The following is a 16026-nucleotide window of genomic DNA, read 5'->3' as shown; positions in this document are numbered from 1 at the left end:
GGGAGGAGCTTTTTACAGGATTTCCCGCACCTTCTCGGGCGGCCGTCCCAGCCGAACGCCGCGCTCGGTGACCACCAGCGGGCGTTCGATCAGGATCGGATTCGCCGCCATCGCATCGAGGATCGTGTCATCGTCCGCACCTTTCAGCGGCTTGGCGGCGTCCTCGGCGATGCGCAGGCCTTCGCGCGCGGTCATGCCGGCGCGCTTGTACAGCTCCGCCAGCGTCGCGCGGCTGGGCGGGGTCTTCAGATACTCGATCACCTCCACCTCGGCGCCGGCGTCCTTGAGGATCGCCAGCGCCTCGCGCGACTTGGAACAGCGCGGGTTGTGGTAGAGGGTGGCCTTCACGCCGCGGCGGCCTCGTCCTGGCGGGCGAGCCACTCTTCGAGCCACTTGATCGTATAATCGCCCTTCAGGAACTCGGGATCGTCGAGCAGCGCCTGATGGAGCGGGATCGTCGTCTTGATGCCGTCGACCACGAATTCTTCCAGGGCACGCTTCAGCCGCAGGATGCAGCTTTCGCGGGTGCGGCCATAGACGATCAGCTTGGCGATCATCGAATCATAGTAGGGCGGGATCCGATAGCCCGAATAGATGCCGCTATCGACGCGGACGTGCATGCCGCCCGGCGCGTGGAAGTGGGTGATCGTGCCCGGCGAAGGCGCGAAGGTCCGTGGATCCTCGGCGTTGATGCGGCATTCGATCGCGTGTCCGCGGAACTCGAGGTCCTCCTGGCGCACCGACAGGCCATGCCCTTCGGCGACGCGAATCTGCTCGCGGACCAGGTCCATCCCGGTGATCATCTCGGTCACCGGATGCTCGACCTGGAGGCGGGTGTTCATCTCGATGAAGTAGAACTCGCCATTTTCCCACAGGAACTCGATCGTGCCGGCGCCGCGATAGCCCATGTCGGACATCGCCTTGGCGACGATGCCGCCCATGCGCGCCCGCTCCTCCGGCGTGATTACCGGCGACAGCGCCTCTTCGAGCACCTTCTGATGGCGGCGCTGGAGCGAGCAGTCGCGCTCGCCGAGATGGATCGCATTGCCGTTGCCGTCGCCGAACACCTGGAACTCGATGTGACGCGGATTGCCGAGATACTTTTCCAGGTACACCGTGGCGTCGCCGAACGCGGCCTTCGCCTCACTGCCCGCCTGCTGCATCAGCGTCTCGAGCTGATCCTCGCTGGTGCACACCTTCATGCCGCGACCGCCGCCGCCCGAGGCGGCCTTGATGATCACCGGATAGCCGGCCTTGGCGGCGATCGCCTTGGCCTCTTCCAGATCGCTGATCGGGCCGTCCGAGCCCGGCACCAGCGGCAGGCCGAGCGCGCCGGCGGTGCGCTTCGCCTCGATCTTGTCGCCCATGGTGCGGATATGCTCGGGCTTGGGCCCGACGAAGATCAGCCCGTGCGCCTCGACGATCTCGGCGAACTGGGCGTTCTCCGAAAGGAAGCCATAGCCCGGGTGGATCGCGTCCGCGCCCGAGATCTCGGCGGCCGAGATGATGTTCGGGATGTTCAGATAGCTCTCCGCCGCAGCCGGCGGGCCGATGCAGATCGCCTCGTCCGCCAGGCGCACATGCATCGCATCGGCATCGGCGGTGGAGTGCACCGCCACCGTCTTGATGCCCATTTCATGGCAGGCGCGGTGGATGCGTAGGGCGATCTCGCCGCGATTGGCGATCAGGAGCTTCTTGATCTCGGGCATGGTCGTTCCGTTACTCGACCACGACGAGCGGCTGGTCGAACTCGACCGGCTGGCCGTTCTCGACCAGGATCGCCTTGACCGTGCCGGCGCTGGGCGCGTGGATCGGGTTCATCACCTTCATCGCCTCGATGATCAGCAGGGTATCGCCCGCGGCGACCTGCTGGCCGACCGTGACGAAGGTCTTCGCCTCGGGGTTCGGCTTCAGATAGGCGGTGCCGACCATCGGCGACTTGACCGCATTGGCGGCCGGCTGCGGCGCAGCGACGATCTCGGCCGGAGCAGCGGCGGCCGGCGTGGCGGCGAGCATCGGCGCGGCCGGCGCGGCATATTGCACCGCTGCGGGCGCTGCGGTCACCTTGCGGGCGACGCGGACGCGGCGCTCGCCGTCCTCGACTTCGATCTCGGTGAGCTGGGTGTCATCGAGCACGGCGGCAAGCTGGCGAACCAGCTCGATGTCGACCATCATTGCACCCGACTTGGTTTCTTCGGCCATACGACCCTTCTTTGAAATTCTGTAAACGAAACGGCGCCCTCTGTCAGAGACGCGCGGCGGCTTCAAGCGCGAGTATATAGGATTGTGCCCCGAACCCGGCCACCGTGCCCTTCGCGGCACGGCCGACGAAGCTGGTGTGGCGGAAGGATTCGCGCGCGTGCGGATTGGAGAGATGCACCTCGATCACCGGCGTGCGGATGCTCTTGATCGCATCGTGCAGCGCGATCGAGGTGTGGGTGTAGCCACCCGGATTGAGCAGCACGGCGCGGGCGCCATCGGCCTGCGCCTCGTGCAGCCAGTCGATCAGATGGCCCTCATGGTTGGACTGGCGCACCTCGACCTCGAGCCCCAGCTCGCGGGCGCGGTCCTCCAGCATGCCGGCAATGTCGTCCAGCGTGTCCGACCCATAGATTTCCGGCTCGCGCAGACCCAGCAGGTTGAGGTTGGGGCCATTCAAGACGAAGATCGTATCGGCCAAAGCAGGCGCCTTTCGGTTGCGGGCAGGATGCGGTCCTCCCTATATGAGCCGGCGTCTCCGATCAAATCCAAGGCTCTTCATGCACAGCGACGGCACCGTTTCCATCCGCGTCAACGGCGAACACAAGCGCATCATCGCCGGGCTCACGCTCGCGCAACTCGCAACTGAGCTGGGGCTGGTGCCCGAGAAGGTTGCGGTGGAGCGCAATCTGGAGGTGGTGCCGCGCTCGACGCTGGCGCAAGTGATCGTCGAGGATGGCGATGAGCTGGAAATCGTGCATTTCGTTGGTGGTGGCGACCATGCCGGCCCCCTGGCTGACGACAGCTGGACGGTGGCGGGCAAGACCTTCCGCTCGCGCCTGATCGTCGGCACCGGCAAGTACAAGGACTTCGAGCAGAACGCGGCGGCGGTCGCCGCCTCTGGCGCCGAAATCGTCACCGTGGCGGTGCGCCGGGTGAATGTCAGCGACCCCAAGGCGCCGATGCTCACCGACTATATCGACCCGAAGAAGATCACCTATCTGCCCAACACCGCGGGCTGCTTCGATGCCGATTCGGCGATCCGCACGCTCCGGCTGGCGCGCGAGGCGGGCGGCTGGGAACTGGTGAAGCTGGAGGTGCTGGGCGAGGCGCGGACGCTGTATCCGGACATGGTCGAGACGCTGCGCGCGACCGAGGTGCTGGCCAAGGAAGGCTTCCTCCCGATGGTCTATTGTGTCGACGATCCCATCGCCGCCAAGCGGCTGGAGGATGCCGGCGCGGTCGCGATCATGCCGCTGGGCGCGCCGATCGGTTCGGGGCTGGGCATCCAGAACCAGGTGACGATCCGGCTGATCGTCGAAGGCGCCAAGGTGCCGGTGCTGGTCGATGCGGGCGTCGGCTCGGCCTCGGACGCGGCGGTGGCGATGGAGCTTGGCTGCGACGGCGTGCTGATGAACACCGCGATCGCGGAGGCCAAGGATCCGATTTTGATGGCGGCGGCGATGAAGGCGGCGGTGGAGGCCGGGCGGCTTTCCTATCGCGCCGGCCGCATGGCGAAGCGCCGCTATGCCGATCCGTCGAGCCCGCTGGCGGGCCTGATCTGATGCGGGCGGCGCTGGCGGCACTCGCACTGGTCATGACGGCCGGGTGCCACCCGCGGCCGCAGGGCGATCCGGTCGAGAATCAGGGGCCGATTTCGGCCGAGCCGGTGACGCTGCGCGCCGCCGACGGCGTGAAGGTCGCGGGCGTCTACACCAAGGCGTTCAAGCCGAAGGCGCTGGTGCTGCTGTTCCATCAGGCGGAATCGAGCAAGGATGAGTATGCGCTGCTCAGCCCCCAGCTTGCGCAGGCGGGCTATTCGTCCCTGCGCATCGACCAGCGCGCGGGCGGCACGCTGTTTGGCGGGAACGAAACCGTGCGGATGCTCGGCCATTCGGCGAGCTATGCCGAGGCCAGGCGCGATCTCGATGCCGCGTTCGCCTGGGCGCAGCAGCAGAAGCTGCCGATCATTCTGTGGGGCAGCAGCTATTCCGCCGCGCTGATCTTCCCGCTCGCCTCCGAGCATCCGGGGCAGGTCAAGGCGCTGCTGGCCTTCTCGCCCGGCGAATATCTGGACGAGAAGGGCGCCGTGGCGCGCGCGGCGGCGAAGGTCGAAGCGCCGATCTTCGTGACCTCGGCGCAGGACGGCAAGGAGGAGGATGCGGCGCGGACCATCCTCGCGGCGTCCCCGTCCAAGCAGAAGACGCAGTTCGTGCCGAGACTGGGCGGGGTGCATGGCAGCTCGACGCTGTTGCGAACGAAGAACCCGGACGGTGCGCAGGAAGCATGGCGCGCTACGATGGCGTTTCTGGGCGAAGTGACGCGCGGCTGAGCGGGAACCGGGGCGGCTCCACATACGTTATTTCCAGCAAGTCGCAGGTGCCGTGTTGTGTGGTACCCGACCCTAGCCAGGAGTATCGATCATGGGCGAGCTGACCGACAAGATCAAAGGCAATCTCAACGAGCTGGCCGGCAAGGTGAAGCAGCACAGCGACAACGCCGACACCCAGGCCGAAGGTGCGGCGCAGGAAGCCAAGGGAAAGGCGCAGCAGCTCGGCGGCAAGATCAAGGGTGCGCTCGGCGACGACATCTGAGTCGCGGATCCAACCGGACAATTGGACGGGTCGCACCGAAAGGTGCGGCCCGTCTTCGTTTGCGGCAAATCGTAGCCTTGCCCGTTCCAGGGAAACGCTTGAGCGCCTGGGCTCAATCCGGCACGTAGAAGGCCCACATGTCCGGTTCGACCTGTGCGGCGGCGAAGCGGACGGGGGCCGTTGCGGGGCCGATCTCGCAGATCATGAACGAGAGGACGTCGCTGGTATGCAGCGGGTGGGGCAGGCGCACCATGTTCTTGTTGATCCAGCGCCATTCACACTGCCAGACCTGTCGCCCGCCCAATCGAAAGCGATCTCCGCGCTTGCCGAGATGCGCTGTCCTCCACCGTTCTACCGTTTGTTGTCCCATGCTGCCATCCTATCGCAGCGACGGTTAACGCGGCCCTATCCGTTCAACGATTTCGTATCTTCGTGATCGTGGTGGCGGCGCTGATCACCTCGACATCTGTCTTGCAGTGCAACAGCTTGAGGCCCGGCTGGGCGAGCGCGAGGGCGAGCGCCGGCGCGAAGGCCTCGGTCGTCTCCACGGTGGTGGCCCAGCCGCCGAACGCGCGGGCGAGCGCCGCGAAATCGGGGTTGCGCAGCGTGGTACCGGACAAGCGTGCCGGAAACTCGCGTTCCTGGTGCATGCGGATCGTGCCATAGGCGCCGTTGTCGACCACGATCACCAGCAGGTCCGCATCCTGCTGGACCGCGGTGGCGAGTTCCTGCCCGTTCATCAGGAAGTCGCCGTCGCCGGCGATCGCAACGACCCGGCGATCGGGGAAGCGCAGCGCGGCGGCGACGGCGGCGGGGACGCCATAGCCCATCGCGCCCGCCGTGGGCGCCAGCTGCGAAGGCTGCGCCGCATAGTGCCAATAGCGATGCCACCAGCCCGAGAAATTGCCCGCGCCGTTGCAGATGATCGTGTCCGCCGGCAGCGTCTCGCGCATCGCGGCGACACAGGGACCTAGGTCGAGCGCCACGCCCGCGCGCGGCTTGGGGCTGGACCATTCGCGCCACTCGGCATGGGCGGCGGCGCCATCGAAGCGGGGCAGGCGGGCGGCCTCGGCGGTAGCGGCCGCGGCGACGGCGAATTCGAACGGCCGCGCGCAGATCGGCAGGTCCACGCGGTAGACGCGGTGAAACTCGTTCGGGTCCGGATGGACATGGACCAGCGTCTGCCCCGGATGTTCGGGGGTGATCAGGCTGTAGCCGTCGGTCGTCGCCTCGCCGAGCCGCGCGCCGACCACCAGCAGCAGGTCCGCCGCCTTGATCCGCGCGACCAGCTTGGGGTTCGGGCCATAGCCGAGATTGCCCGCCCAGACCGGCGAGGCATTGTCGATCGCGTCCTGCCGCCGGAAGGCGCAGGCGACCGGCAGATCGATCGATTCGGCGAAGCGGGCAAAATCCTGCGCCGTGTCCGAATCCCAGCCGCCCCCGCCCACGATCGCAATCGGGCGCTCGGCCTCCCGCAGCAGATCGTAGAGCTGATCGAGATCGAAGGCGTCGGCCGCCTGGATCGGCTCGGAGATCGCGGGTCGGTCGATCGCCTCGACGGCGTCGAGCAGCATGTCCTCGGGGAGCGCGATCACCACCGGGCCCGGCCGGCCGGAGGTGGCGATATTCCAGGCGCGGGCGATATATTCGGGGATGCGCCGCGCGTCCTCGATCCGTGTCGCCCATTTGGCGAGCGGCGCGAACATTGCGGGCAGGTCGACTTCCTGGAAGCCCTCCCGGTCGCGCATGCCGCGATCGACATCGCCGATGAACAGCAGCATGGGCTGCGAATCCTGCATCGCGACATGCACGCCGATGCTGGCATTGGTCGCACCGGGGCCGCGGGTGACGAAGCACACGCCCGGCCGCCCCGTCATCGCGCCGTCGGCGCAGGCCATGAAGGCCGCGCCGCCTTCCTGGCGGCAGGTCACGAGATCGATGCCGGGCGTATCGTGCAGCGCATCCAGCACGGCGAGGAAGCTCTCGCCCGGGACGTGAAAGATCCGGTCGCAGCCCTGCGCCACCAGATTGTCGACGAGGATCCTGCCCCCGGTACGGTTCGTAGTCATGGGCCGATGCTAGGGGAGAACGGCGCGCCGTCCAATCCTCCCCGGCATGCGTGCGTCAACGCGTGGCGTTGTACTTCAGCTGATCGTCGGTGAGCTGGAAGCCGACCAGCGCCTCGAACGTGGCGGACAGCACCGAGCGGCGGATCGCCGGATCGGACAGCGGATCGGTCGCGGCCGACTGCTCGCCTGCCTTGCGCTTCTCGGTCAGGCGGCGGCGGACCTCGTCGGGCAGCGTCGCGGCGGCGTGCGAGACGCTGCTGGTCGCCTGGCCGACGGCGCTGGCGCGAATCTGGCCAGCGTCGAAGTGGAGCGTGATGTTGGAAACGCGCTTCGCCTCGACCTGGGTACCGCCGCGGACGACGGTGAGGAAATAGGGCAGGGTGACGTCGCGCGCCGGGCCGGCGTCGCGGCGGCGGGCCAGCACGTCGAACTTGATGTTCGTTACCACCTGCGCGCTGGCATCGTCGCAGCTCGCCTGGATGTTGGTGATCGTGGCCACCACGTCGATCGCGCTCGCTTCGCGGCTGGTCGCCGGATCGAACAGCGTCACGTCGCCGAGGCCTGCGGGAATCGCCACTGTCGGGCAGGCGGTGCGCACCGCGCTGATGCCGCCTTCGGTGATTTCGCCCGTGCGGCTGCAGCCACCGGCGGCGAGCAGGATCAGGGCGGGAACGGTGAACTTGGCGACAGACAAGGAGGGCAACCTTTCGAACCGAACAGCCGCCCCCCATCTTGCAAGCCGGGGGCCGGAACGGCGCGCACCATAGGAACCGCCTTCCGCCCGCGCAAGCAATCGCGTAGAGGCTCCACCCGATGGCAAACACCGAAAAGCGTCCCCTGGAGCTGCTGATCGCAGCGCCCCGCGGCTTCTGCGCCGGCGTCGACCGCGCGATCCGCATCGTCGAACTCGCGATCGAGAAATATGGCGCGCCGGTCTATGTCCGGCACGAGATCGTCCACAACAAGTTCGTCGTCGAGAATCTGCGCGCCAAGGGCGCCGTGTTCGTCGAGACGCTGGACCATGTGCCGGACGGGGTGCCGGTGGTGTTCTCCGCCCACGGCGTGCCCAAGGCGGTGCCGCACAAGGCCGAGCAGCGCGGGCTTTCCTATCTGGACGCGACCTGCCCGCTGGTCTCCAAGGTCCATCGCCAGGCCGAGCGCCATGTCGCCGCCGGGCGCCACATCCTGTTCGTCGGGCATCAGGGCCACCCGGAGGTGATCGGCACCTTCGGCCAGGTGCCGGAAGGGTCGATGACGCTGGTCGAGACCGAAGCCGATGCCGAATCGGTGGCGGTGCCCGATCCGGAGAACCTCGCCTTCCTCACCCAGACGACTCTGTCGGTGGACGATACCGCCGCGGTGCTCGGCATCCTCAAGCGCCGCTTCCCGACGATGCTGGCGCCCGGCGCGGACGATATCTGCTACGCCACCTCGAACCGCCAGGGCGCGGTGAAGGCGATCGCCGAAAAGGCCGAGCTGGTGCTGGTGATTGGCGCCCCCAATTCGTCCAACTCGCTGCGGCTGGTCGAAGTCGCCAAGCGCGGCGGCGCGCGTGCGGTGCTGATCCAGCGCGCTGCCGAGATCGACTTCGCCTGGTTCGACGGCGTGACCAAGGTCGGCATCAGCGCCGGCGCTTCCGCGCCCGAAGTACTGGTGCGCGAGGTGGTCGAGCAGATCGGCACCCGGTTCGCGGTAACCGAGCGCGAGGTCGAGACGGTGGAGGAAAGCGTCGTGTTCAAGCTGCCGCGCGGGCTCGAGGCTGCGTAATGGCCGTCTACACGCAGGTCTCGGCCGAGGCGCTGTCCGCGTTCCTCGAGCGGTTCGACGTCGGTGAGCTCGTCTCCGCCAAGGGCATCGCCGAGGGGGTGGAGAACAGCAACTACCTCGTCGACACAACCAAGAGCCGCTTCATCCTGACGCTCTACGAGAAGCGCGTCGATCAGGGCGATCTGCCCTATTTCATGGCGCTGCTCGATCACTGCGCCGATCGCGGGCTGCCGGTGCCCCCCGCGGTGCCCGATCGCGACGGCACGCTGATCCACACGCTGGAGGGGCGCCCGGCCTGCCTGATCCAGTTCCTCTCCGGCGTCTCGGTCTCGCACCCGACGCCGGCGCAGGCGCGCGCCGCCGCCGAGGCGATGGGGCGGATGCACAAGGCGGTGGCCGACTTCCCGCAGGATCGACCCAACTCGATGGGCGTTGACACCTGGCGCCCGCTGTTCGAGCGCTGCGGCACCAGCCTCAACCAGATCGCGCCCGGCTTGTACGACGAGATCGGCGCAGCACTCGACCGCGTCACCGCCGCCTGGCCGCGCGAAGGCTTCGACCGCTGCGCGATCCATGCCGACCTGTTCCCGGACAATGTCCTGATGCTCGGCAACCGGGTGACCGGGCTGATCGACTTCTACTTCGCCTCCACCGACCTGCGGCTCTATGACCTCGCGGTGATGCACACCGCCTGGGCATTCGATTCCACGGGCGAGCGGTTCGATCCGTACGTCTCCGAGGCGCTGCTCCAGGGGTACGAAACCAGCTACAAGCTGTCGGAAAAGGAGCGCGCGATCCTGCCGCTGCTGGCGACCGGCGCCTGCATCCGCTTCACCCTGTCGCGCGCCTGGGACTGGCTCAACACGCCTGCCGACGCGCTGGTGACCCGCAAGGACCCGATGGCCTTCTGGCGCCGCGCGCACGTCTATGCCTCGGCACTGGCGGCGATCGCATGACCGCCGAACTCCAGCATGTCGAGATCGCGACCGACGGCGCGTGCAAGGGCAATCCCGGGCCGGGTGGCTGGGGCGCGCTGCTCCGTATGGGCGACGTCGAGAAGGAAATGTCCGGCGGCGAGGCGCACACCACCAACAACCGCATGGAGCTGATGGCCGCGATCGAGGGGCTGAAGGCGCTCAAGCGTCCCTGCCGGGTGACGCTCTCCACCGACAGCCGCTATGTGATGGACGGCCTCACCAAGTGGATCCACGGCTGGATGAAGAATGGCTGGCGCACGGCGGACAAGAAGCCGGTCAAGAACGCCGACCTCTGGCAGGAACTGCTCGCCGCCGCCAAGCCCCACCGGGTCGAGTGGAAATGGGTCAAGGGCCATGCCGGCCACCCGGACAACGAGCGGGCGGACAAGCTGGCCAGCGACGCTGCGATCGCGGCAAGATAGACATCGACCAACTTCCGGAGGGTGACCATGCGCGCGTACGGACTTCTGCTGGCCCTTGTCGCCCCGCTCGGTGCCGCTCCGGCCTCGGCCCAGACGGCGTCCGTGGCTCCGGCCCAGGCCGAGCATGTCGCGATCCAGGCCAGCGATATCGACCGCAGCGCGGCCTTCTACCACGAGGCATTCGGGCTGCGCCTGATTCCCACCCCGCTCAAGAACCGCCGCTGGCTGGACCTCGGCCACGGCATGGCGCTGCACATCCTCGACGGCCGCACCGCGCCCAAGCCGTCGAACCGCGACGAGCATCTCGCCCTCCATGTCGACGATCTCGCGACGGTGACAGCATGGCTCGACGCGCACCATCTCGCCTGGACCAACTTCACCGGCGAGCCGCGCAAGATGCAACTCCGCTTTGACGGCGTGCGGCAAATCTATGTGCAGGATCCCGACGGGTACTGGCTGGAGGTGGGGGACAGCCGGGGCGTGCCGGCGAAGTGAAGAGCGGCAGGCGGCGGCGGCTTTCACCCCAGTTGTGGGCGGTAGAGCTCTCGTGCTGCTATGAACATGGCGGTCTGACGGTTACCTTCGCCTCGGGATAGACCGTTACTCAGCTAGATTCTCTGCGCTGTCGCGGAGTTCGATCGAGAGTTCCAGCGCGCTGTTGGAGTCGGCGAAGATACGACACCCGTCTTCGAACTCGATCAAGAGTTCGCCGCTTCGATTGCGCACGACTCGCCGGACGATCTTCCCGCGAAGCAATTCCGTCGCTCGGTCGGCTTCTTCCTCAAGGGTCATGCACACAGGCTATACGGCAGCCCTTCTCCGTTCCAGCCGAATCCTCCCCCGCCAGGGGGAGGTGGCGCCGAAGGCGGCGGAGGGGGAGGAAGCACGACGGCCGGCGCGTTCTGGCATCCTCCCCCTCCGACCCGCTGGCGCGGGCCACCTCCCCCTGGCGGGGGAGGATATGCTAAGCCCCTCACGCCGTCGCCAGCGCCACCTCATACTTTGCCGTGGTCTTCGCCGCGACTTCCTCCGCGGTCACGCCCGGCGCCAGCTCGATCAGCCGGAACGGCGAGCCATGGTCCGCCCGCTGGAACACCGCGAGATCGGTGATGATCATGTCGACCACGTTCTTGCCCGTCAGCGGCAGCGTGCAGTCGGGGATGAACTTGGGGCTGCCGTCCTTGGCGGTGTGTTCCATCACCACGATGATCTTCTTCACGCCCGCGACCAGGTCCATCGCGCCGCCCATGCCCTTGATCATCTTGCCCGGGATCATCCAGTTGGCGATGTCGCCGGCCTGGCTCACTTCCATCGCGCCGAGCACGGTCAGATCGATATGGCCGCCGCGGATCATCGCGAAGCTGTCCGACGAGCTGAAATAGACCGAACTGGGCAGCTCGCTGATCGTCTGCTTGCCGGCGTTGATCAGGTCCGGGTCCTCGTCGCCCTCATAGGGGAACGGGCCGATGCCGAGCATGCCGTTCTCCGACTGGAGCGTCACCTCGACGCCAGCCGGGATATGGTTCGCCACCAGCGTCGGGATGCCGATGCCCAGATTGACATAGAAGCCGTCGCGCAGCTCCTTCGCGGCGCGTGCCGCCATGTCGTCGCGGGTCCAGGCCATCAGTGCTTCTCCTGCGGATCCGTCCAGCGCGTCGCCGACGGGAAGGTTTGGTCATAGGTGGAACCGAGCCCGGTTCCGTAGACGGGGTTGGGCAGCACGAACCAGCCATGCCCCCAATAGGGCGCGATCGCCGGGCTCGCCGCCGCCGCGCGCCGCTCGGGCGGGGAGAGCCCGGCGAACAGGTCGGTGAAGTCGCCGAGTTGGTCGCCCCCCATCGCCACCACGCACCAGCGCTGGGCAATGGCGTCGCGCCGGGCGTCCTTGCCCGACTTGCCGTCGACATCACCCTTGAGGAACAGCGTCTCGCCATGCCTGGCCGGGCCCAGCCCGGCGAAGTTCAGCGCGGCTTCGGTCTGCTCGGCACTGGCGGCGGCGCGATTGGTATTGAAGATCACCGTGACGCCCATCGCCCTGAGCGCGCGCACCGCGTCGAGCGCACCTGGCACGGCGGCGACCTTCATCGCGCCGGTCTTTTCCCAGCGATCCCAGCGCGCCGAATCCCAGCCGCCCGAGCGCTGCGCATCGTCGCCCTCATAGCCGAGGTTGAGCAGCAGCGTCTCGTCGACGTCGAACACCACGGCAGGCGGCTTGGTCCCGCAGGTCTGAACCCGGGGCGACGCGAGCGACGCGCCCTGCGCGAACACCACCGACTTGCGCGGCGCCACGCCTTGTACCGGCTCCAGGCGGGCCCGGACCCAGTCGACCAGCACGTTATACGCCTGCACGCTCAGCGCCGCCGCCTCGCCCGAGCCGTAGAGATACTGCATCCCTGGCGGCACGCCGCCCGGCGCGGGGGCGGCCGCCGGCGCGGGCGGCGCCTGTGTCACGCTCGCGTCGACGACGCAGCCCGACAAGGCCAGCCCCGCCCCCGCCAGCAGCAGCGCGGTACGGATCATGCCGCCTCGCGCGGGCGGACGGTGCGGAACTCGATCTTCTTGTCATAGGGCGCGCCGACGATCAGCCGCTTCACATAGATGCCCGGCAGGTGGATCTGGTCGGGGTCGAGGCTGCCGACCGGCACTACTTCCTCCACTTCGGCCACGCACATATGGCTGGCGGTGGCCATCGGCTGGTTGAAGTTGCGCGCGGTCTTGCGGAAGATCAGGTTGCCTGCCTCGTCGGCCTTCCAACCCTTGATGATCGACAGATCGGCGCGGATGCCGCGTTCCAGAATATACTCCTCGCCATCGAAGACCTTCACTTCCTTGCCCTCGGCCACCTTCGTGCCGACGCCGGTCTTGGTGTAGAAGCCGGGGATGCCCGCGCCACCGGCACGGCAGCGCTCGGCCAGCGTGCCCTGCGGGCAGAACTCCACCTCCAGCTCACCGGAGAGATACTGCCGCTCGAACTCCTTGTTCTCGCCGACGTACGAGGAGATCATCTTCTTGACCTGGCGGCTGCGCAGCAGCTTGCCCAGGCCCTCATTGTCGATGCCGGCATTGTTCGAGGCGATGGTGAGGTCCTTCACGCCCGCCGCCTGGATCGCGTCGATCAGCCGCTCGGGGATGCCGCTCAGGCCGAAGCCGCCCGCGCAGATCATCATCCCGTCGAACAGCAGCCCTTCCAGCGCTGCGTTCGCGTTGGGGTAGAGCTTGTCCATCGACGATTCCCTCCGAATGTTTGGGGCGGCGATAATACCGGCAGGGCAGCCCGGTCAAGCGAACCTGAACCGGCTTTCAACTTGGCGTGATTCGGCGTTTGCGGCGGAGCCCAAGGCATAACCGTTGCGCATGTGCAACACATACCAATGTAATCCATCTGTCATATTGCACCCGCGAACGGAGCGCCTAGGTAGGGGGCCTGGATGGCCATCCTGTAGCAATAAGTAACAAGTCCAAAGGTAAGAGATTATGCGTATTTTCGCAGTGACCGCGCTCGCCCTCGTTGCATCGGCGACTCCCGCACTCGCACAGGATGCCACCTTCCAGGGCCCGCGCGTCGAGGCCGTTGCCGGATGGGACCGCCTTGAGACCAAGGGTCCGGACGCGTCGGGCTTCGTCTATGGCGGCGCAGCCGGCTATGACCTGCAGCGCGGCAACTTCGTGGTCGGCGTCGATGGCGAAATCACGGGTACCACCGCCAAGAAGACCGTCGGTGCCGTCCAGGTGAAGGGCGGCCGCGACTTCTACGCTGGCGCGCGCGTGGGCTATGTCGTGCTGCCGAACACCCTGCTGTACGGCAAGGTCGGCTATGACAACAGCCGCGTGATCACCCGCTCGGGCAAGCTGCACGTCGCCGACAACGTCGACGGCATCCGTCTGGGCGCGGGCGTCGAGCGCACCTTCGGCCACTATTTCGGCAAGGTCGAGTATCGCTACACCAACGCCTCGGACCATATCGAGCGCCACCAGGTGCTCGCCGGCGTCGGCTATCGCTTCTGATAGAAGGCTGGAGCGGGGGCGCCACTGCACCCCCTTTCCCGGACAAGCCTCGCACCCCTGCGGTGCGGGGCTTTTTTCGTGGGCAATGCACCGCAATCCCGATTGACTCCGACAAGCGCGCCCGCCAAGGCGGCGTTGTCGATGCCGGGCGACCGGCATGGGCATGCGCGGGAGAGAATCCGGTTCGCCGGATCGCCGAAGGAGCAACCGCCCCGGAATCTCTCAGGCACCGAGGACCGCGCAGGCCACGACACTCTGGAAAGCGAGCCGGCCTTCGAGGCTGGGCTCCACCGAAGGGGTAAGCCGGGCCCAAACCCGTGCGAAAGCTCTCAGGTTCCGTGACAGAGGGGGCGATGGTGTTGCGGGGGGCTCGGCTCCATGCGCGCCGTTGAACCCTTGATGCCCGGAGTGCCCCGATGAGCGAAGCCGCCGAAGACACCGCCACCGACCTGCCGATCGAGACGTTGCCGCTCGACGCCTGGCACCGCGCGCGCGGCGGCCGGATGGTGCCGTTCGCGGGCTATGCGATGCCGGTCCAGTATGAAGGCATCATGGCCGAGCATCTCTGGACGCGCGAGCATGCCGGGCTGTTCGACGTCAGCCATATGGGCCAACTGCTTTTCTCGGGTGTCGACTTCGATGCCGGTCTCGAAAAGCTGCTGCCGGGCGACGTGAAGGGCCTGGGCGAGGGCCGGATGCGCTATTCGCTGCTGCTCAGCGAAGAAGGCGGCATCCATGACGACCTGATGATGACTCGCCTGCCCGCGGACAACGCCTTCGAGATCGACGGCGGCACGATCTATATGGTCGTCAACGGTGCTACCAAGTGGGACGATCTCGGCGTGTTCCGCGAGTTCCTGCCCGACGAAGTGACGATCAACCACCTCGAAGACCAGGCGTTGCTGGCGCTGCAGGGGCCGGAGGCGGTCACCGCGCTCGCCCGCGTGCTGCCCGGCGTTGAGAAGCTGGTGTTCATGACCGCCGCCGCGTTCGCGTGGAACGGCAACCCGCTCTGGGTCAGCCGCTCGGGCTATACCGGCGAGGACGGCTACGAGATCTCGCTGCCGGGCGAGGCGGCGGAGGCGTTCGCCGACGCGCTCACCGCGCAGCCCGAAGTCAAGCCGATCGGCCTGGGCGCGCGCGATTCGCTGCGCCTCGAGGCCGGGCTGCCGCTCTACGGCCATGACCTCGATCTGGAGACCACGCCGGTCGCCGCCGATCTCGGCTTCGCGCTGTCCAAGCGCCGCCGCGAAGAGGGTGGCTTCGCCGGTGCAGATCGCATCCTCGCCGAGCGCGAGCAGGGCGGCGCGATGAAGCGCGTCGGCCTGATCGTCGAGGGCCGCCAGCCGGTGCGGGAAGGCGCGGCGGTGGTCGATGCTTCGGGCGCGGAAGTCGGCAAGGTCACTTCGGGCGGGTTCGCGCCTTCGGTGCAGAAGCCGATTGCGATGGCCTATGTGCCGTCGGCCCTTGCAGCGGCCGGCACCAAGATTACGCTTGTCCAGCGGGGCAAGCAGCATTCCGCGGAGGTCGTTGCGATGCCCTTCGTACCCCACCGCTATGTCCGAAAGGGAGCGTGACATGAGCCGTTATTTTACCGAAGACCATGAGTGGATCGAAGTCGACGGCGACGTCGCGACGGTCGGCATCACCGAATATGCCCAGAGCCAGCTCGGCGACATCGTGTTCGTCGAAGTGCCCGACGAGGGCAAGGAACTGACCAAGGGCGACGATGCCGCCGTTGTCGAGAGCGTGAAGGCGGCTTCGGACGTCTATGCACCGGTGTCGGGCACCGTCGTCGAGGGCAATGAAGACCTCGCCGAGAACCCCGCGCTGGTGAACGAAGATCCGGAAGGCGAAGGCTGGTTCTTCAAGATGACGCTCAGCGACGAGAGCGAGCTGGAAGGCCTGATGAACGAGGCCAAGTATCAGGCGTTCGTGAGCAAGCTGTGATGTGATTTAGCCCCTCCCCTTCAGGGGAGGGGTTGGGGTGGGG

The 16026-nt window shown here is 67.2% G+C and carries 21 protein-coding genes and 1 riboswitch; of the genes, 10 read left to right on the top strand and 11 right to left on the bottom strand.

Annotated elements, in window-relative coordinates:
• Positions 1 to 12 precede the first annotated feature (12 nt).
• From arsC to aroQ, 4 genes are read right to left on the bottom strand one after another with little or no spacing between them, the layout of a single operon-like run.
• Positions 13 to 348, bottom strand: a complete 336-nt coding sequence (arsC, locus tag A7X12_RS01710) for an arsenate reductase (glutaredoxin) (protein ID WP_064309914.1) — start codon at positions 346 to 348, stop codon at positions 13 to 15.
• Entirely contained in the window at positions 345 to 1709 is a 1365-nt protein-coding gene (accC, locus tag A7X12_RS01705) for an acetyl-CoA carboxylase biotin carboxylase subunit (protein WP_064309913.1), read from the bottom strand. Before accC ends, arsC begins: the two co-directional genes overlap by 4 nt.
• A 10-nt stretch (positions 1710 to 1719) precedes the next feature.
• Positions 1720 to 2202 (bottom strand): acetyl-CoA carboxylase biotin carboxyl carrier protein, encoded by a 483-nt coding sequence (gene accB / locus A7X12_RS01700; protein WP_064309912.1) that lies wholly within the window; start codon positions 2200 to 2202, stop codon positions 1720 to 1722.
• A gap of 43 nt (positions 2203 to 2245) precedes the next feature.
• The gene (aroQ, locus tag A7X12_RS01695) at positions 2246 to 2680 is read right to left on the bottom strand and encodes a type II 3-dehydroquinate dehydratase (protein WP_064309911.1); all 435 of its coding nucleotides are present in this window, start codon (positions 2678 to 2680) and stop codon (positions 2246 to 2248) included.
• 79 nt (positions 2681 to 2759) lie between these two features.
• On the opposite strand from aroQ, the gene thiS reads away from it, so the two are divergent.
• From thiS to A7X12_RS01680, 3 genes are all read left to right on the top strand, one after another.
• Complete coding sequence (gene thiS / locus A7X12_RS01690; protein WP_084444959.1) at positions 2760 to 3764, top strand: sulfur carrier protein ThiS; 1005 nt, start codon at positions 2760 to 2762, stop codon at positions 3762 to 3764.
• Positions 3764 to 4531, top strand: a complete 768-nt coding sequence (locus A7X12_RS01685; RefSeq protein WP_064309910.1) for an alpha/beta hydrolase — start codon at positions 3764 to 3766, stop codon at positions 4529 to 4531. The genes thiS and A7X12_RS01685 overlap by 1 nt, the downstream gene beginning before the upstream one ends.
• A gap of 91 nt (positions 4532 to 4622) precedes the next feature.
• On the top strand, positions 4623 to 4793 hold the full coding sequence (locus A7X12_RS01680) for a CsbD family protein (protein ID WP_064309909.1): 171 nt from the start codon (positions 4623 to 4625) through the stop codon (positions 4791 to 4793).
• Positions 4794 to 4905: 112 nt separating this feature from the next.
• On the opposite strand, the gene A7X12_RS01675 is transcribed toward A7X12_RS01680, so the two are convergent.
• The 3 genes from A7X12_RS01675 to A7X12_RS01665 are packed head-to-tail and all read right to left on the bottom strand — an operon-like array spanning position 4906 to position 7556.
• Positions 4906 to 5163, bottom strand: coding sequence for a hypothetical protein (locus tag A7X12_RS01675; RefSeq protein ID WP_064309908.1), 258 nt, complete (start codon positions 5161 to 5163; stop codon positions 4906 to 4908).
• A gap of 43 nt (positions 5164 to 5206) precedes the next feature.
• Complete coding sequence (locus A7X12_RS01670) at positions 5207 to 6862, bottom strand: thiamine pyrophosphate-binding protein (protein WP_064309907.1); 1656 nt, start codon at positions 6860 to 6862, stop codon at positions 5207 to 5209.
• Positions 6863 to 6917: 55 nt separating this feature from the next.
• Complete coding sequence (locus tag A7X12_RS01665; RefSeq protein ID WP_064309906.1) at positions 6918 to 7556, bottom strand: hypothetical protein; 639 nt, start codon at positions 7554 to 7556, stop codon at positions 6918 to 6920.
• A 119-nt stretch (positions 7557 to 7675) separates the two neighbouring features.
• Between A7X12_RS01665 and ispH the strand changes: the two genes are divergently transcribed.
• The 4 genes from ispH to A7X12_RS01645 are packed head-to-tail and all read left to right on the top strand — an operon-like array spanning position 7676 to position 10523.
• Complete coding sequence (gene ispH, locus A7X12_RS01660; RefSeq protein WP_064309905.1) at positions 7676 to 8629, top strand: 4-hydroxy-3-methylbut-2-enyl diphosphate reductase; 954 nt, start codon at positions 7676 to 7678, stop codon at positions 8627 to 8629.
• Positions 8629 to 9585, top strand: a complete 957-nt coding sequence (gene thrB / locus A7X12_RS01655; RefSeq protein WP_064309904.1) for a homoserine kinase — start codon at positions 8629 to 8631, stop codon at positions 9583 to 9585. The genes ispH and thrB overlap by 1 nt, the downstream gene beginning before the upstream one ends.
• Complete coding sequence (gene rnhA, locus A7X12_RS01650; RefSeq protein WP_064309903.1) at positions 9582 to 10028, top strand: ribonuclease HI; 447 nt, start codon at positions 9582 to 9584, stop codon at positions 10026 to 10028. The genes thrB and rnhA overlap by 4 nt, the downstream gene beginning before the upstream one ends.
• A 27-nt stretch (positions 10029 to 10055) precedes the next feature.
• The gene (locus A7X12_RS01645) at positions 10056 to 10523 is read left to right on the top strand and encodes a VOC family protein (RefSeq protein WP_064309902.1); all 468 of its coding nucleotides are present in this window, start codon (positions 10056 to 10058) and stop codon (positions 10521 to 10523) included.
• Between the two features lie 105 nt (positions 10524 to 10628).
• On the opposite strand, the gene A7X12_RS01640 is transcribed toward A7X12_RS01645, so the two are convergent.
• The 4 genes from A7X12_RS01640 to A7X12_RS01625 all read right to left on the bottom strand — a co-directional run bounded on the left by A7X12_RS01640 (position 10629) and on the right by A7X12_RS01625 (position 13252).
• Positions 10629 to 10820, bottom strand: a complete 192-nt coding sequence (locus A7X12_RS01640) for a hypothetical protein (RefSeq protein ID WP_064310008.1) — start codon at positions 10818 to 10820, stop codon at positions 10629 to 10631.
• Positions 10821 to 11001: 181 nt separating this feature from the next.
• A complete protein-coding gene (locus A7X12_RS01635; protein ID WP_064309901.1) occupies positions 11002 to 11652 on the bottom strand; it encodes a 3-oxoacid CoA-transferase subunit B in 651 nt (216 codons plus the stop codon).
• A complete protein-coding gene (locus A7X12_RS01630) occupies positions 11652 to 12548 on the bottom strand; it encodes a 5'-nucleotidase, lipoprotein e(P4) family (RefSeq protein ID WP_157105469.1) in 897 nt (298 codons plus the stop codon). The genes A7X12_RS01635 and A7X12_RS01630 overlap by 1 nt, the downstream gene beginning before the upstream one ends.
• Positions 12545 to 13252, bottom strand: coding sequence for a CoA transferase subunit A (locus A7X12_RS01625; protein ID WP_064309900.1), 708 nt, complete (start codon positions 13250 to 13252; stop codon positions 12545 to 12547). The genes A7X12_RS01630 and A7X12_RS01625 overlap by 4 nt, the downstream gene beginning before the upstream one ends.
• Positions 13253 to 13502: 250 nt before the next feature.
• Here A7X12_RS01625 and A7X12_RS01620 point away from each other — a divergent pair, with 250 nt between their 5' ends.
• From A7X12_RS01620 to gcvH, 3 genes are all read left to right on the top strand, one after another.
• Complete coding sequence (locus A7X12_RS01620; RefSeq protein WP_064309899.1) at positions 13503 to 14033, top strand: outer membrane protein; 531 nt, start codon at positions 13503 to 13505, stop codon at positions 14031 to 14033.
• Positions 14034 to 14191: 158 nt separating this feature from the next.
• Positions 14192 to 14282: riboswitch (glycine riboswitch) on the top strand.
• Positions 14283 to 14449: 167 nt separating this feature from the next.
• Entirely contained in the window at positions 14450 to 15610 is a 1161-nt protein-coding gene (gene gcvT, locus A7X12_RS01615) for a glycine cleavage system aminomethyltransferase GcvT (protein ID WP_064309898.1), read from the top strand.
• 1 nt (position 15611) lies between these two features.
• Positions 15612 to 15983, top strand: coding sequence for a glycine cleavage system protein GcvH (gene gcvH / locus A7X12_RS01610; RefSeq protein WP_064309897.1), 372 nt, complete (start codon positions 15612 to 15614; stop codon positions 15981 to 15983).
• Positions 15984 to 16026 lie beyond the last annotated feature (43 nt).

The sequence above is a fragment of the Sphingomonas sp. TDK1 genome (assembly GCF_001650735.1).
In the GTDB taxonomy this organism is placed as follows: Bacteria; Pseudomonadota; Alphaproteobacteria; order Sphingomonadales; family Sphingomonadaceae; genus Sphingomonas.
Note: the sequence above shows the minus strand (reverse complement) of the source record. Positions and strands in the feature narration are given on the sequence as shown.

What these genes read in the sequence shown, in the direction of transcription:
- accC (WP_064309913.1), bottom strand. Translation starts at nt 1,709, where the DNA reads ATGCCCGAGATCAAGAAGCTCCTGATCGCCAATCGCGGCGAGATCGCC.
- accB (WP_064309912.1), bottom strand. Translation starts at nt 2,202, where the DNA reads ATGGCCGAAGAAACCAAGTCGGGTGCAATGATGGTCGACATCGAGCTG.
- thiS (WP_084444959.1), top strand. Translation starts at nt 2,760, where the DNA reads ATGCACAGCGACGGCACCGTTTCCATCCGCGTCAACGGCGAACACAAG.
- A7X12_RS01685 (WP_064309910.1), top strand. Translation starts at nt 3,764, where the DNA reads ATGCGGGCGGCGCTGGCGGCACTCGCACTGGTCATGACGGCCGGGTGC.
- A7X12_RS01680 (WP_064309909.1), top strand. Translation starts at nt 4,623, where the DNA reads ATGGGCGAGCTGACCGACAAGATCAAAGGCAATCTCAACGAGCTGGCC.
- A7X12_RS01675 (WP_064309908.1), bottom strand. Translation starts at nt 5,163, where the DNA reads ATGGGACAACAAACGGTAGAACGGTGGAGGACAGCGCATCTCGGCAAG.
- A7X12_RS01670 (WP_064309907.1), bottom strand. Translation starts at nt 6,862, where the DNA reads ATGACTACGAACCGTACCGGGGGCAGGATCCTCGTCGACAATCTGGTG.
- ispH (WP_064309905.1), top strand. Translation starts at nt 7,676, where the DNA reads ATGGCAAACACCGAAAAGCGTCCCCTGGAGCTGCTGATCGCAGCGCCC.
- thrB (WP_064309904.1), top strand. Translation starts at nt 8,629, where the DNA reads ATGGCCGTCTACACGCAGGTCTCGGCCGAGGCGCTGTCCGCGTTCCTC.
- rnhA (WP_064309903.1), top strand. Translation starts at nt 9,582, where the DNA reads ATGACCGCCGAACTCCAGCATGTCGAGATCGCGACCGACGGCGCGTGC.
- A7X12_RS01645 (WP_064309902.1), top strand. Translation starts at nt 10,056, where the DNA reads ATGCGCGCGTACGGACTTCTGCTGGCCCTTGTCGCCCCGCTCGGTGCC.
- A7X12_RS01640 (WP_064310008.1), bottom strand. Translation starts at nt 10,820, where the DNA reads ATGACCCTTGAGGAAGAAGCCGACCGAGCGACGGAATTGCTTCGCGGG.
- A7X12_RS01635 (WP_064309901.1), bottom strand. Translation starts at nt 11,652, where the DNA reads ATGGCCTGGACCCGCGACGACATGGCGGCACGCGCCGCGAAGGAGCTG.
- A7X12_RS01630 (WP_157105469.1), bottom strand. Translation starts at nt 12,548, where the DNA reads ATGATCCGTACCGCGCTGCTGCTGGCGGGGGCGGGGCTGGCCTTGTCG.
- A7X12_RS01625 (WP_064309900.1), bottom strand. Translation starts at nt 13,252, where the DNA reads ATGGACAAGCTCTACCCCAACGCGAACGCAGCGCTGGAAGGGCTGCTG.
- A7X12_RS01620 (WP_064309899.1), top strand. Translation starts at nt 13,503, where the DNA reads ATGCGTATTTTCGCAGTGACCGCGCTCGCCCTCGTTGCATCGGCGACT.
- gcvT (WP_064309898.1), top strand. Translation starts at nt 14,450, where the DNA reads ATGAGCGAAGCCGCCGAAGACACCGCCACCGACCTGCCGATCGAGACG.
- gcvH (WP_064309897.1), top strand. Translation starts at nt 15,612, where the DNA reads ATGAGCCGTTATTTTACCGAAGACCATGAGTGGATCGAAGTCGACGGC.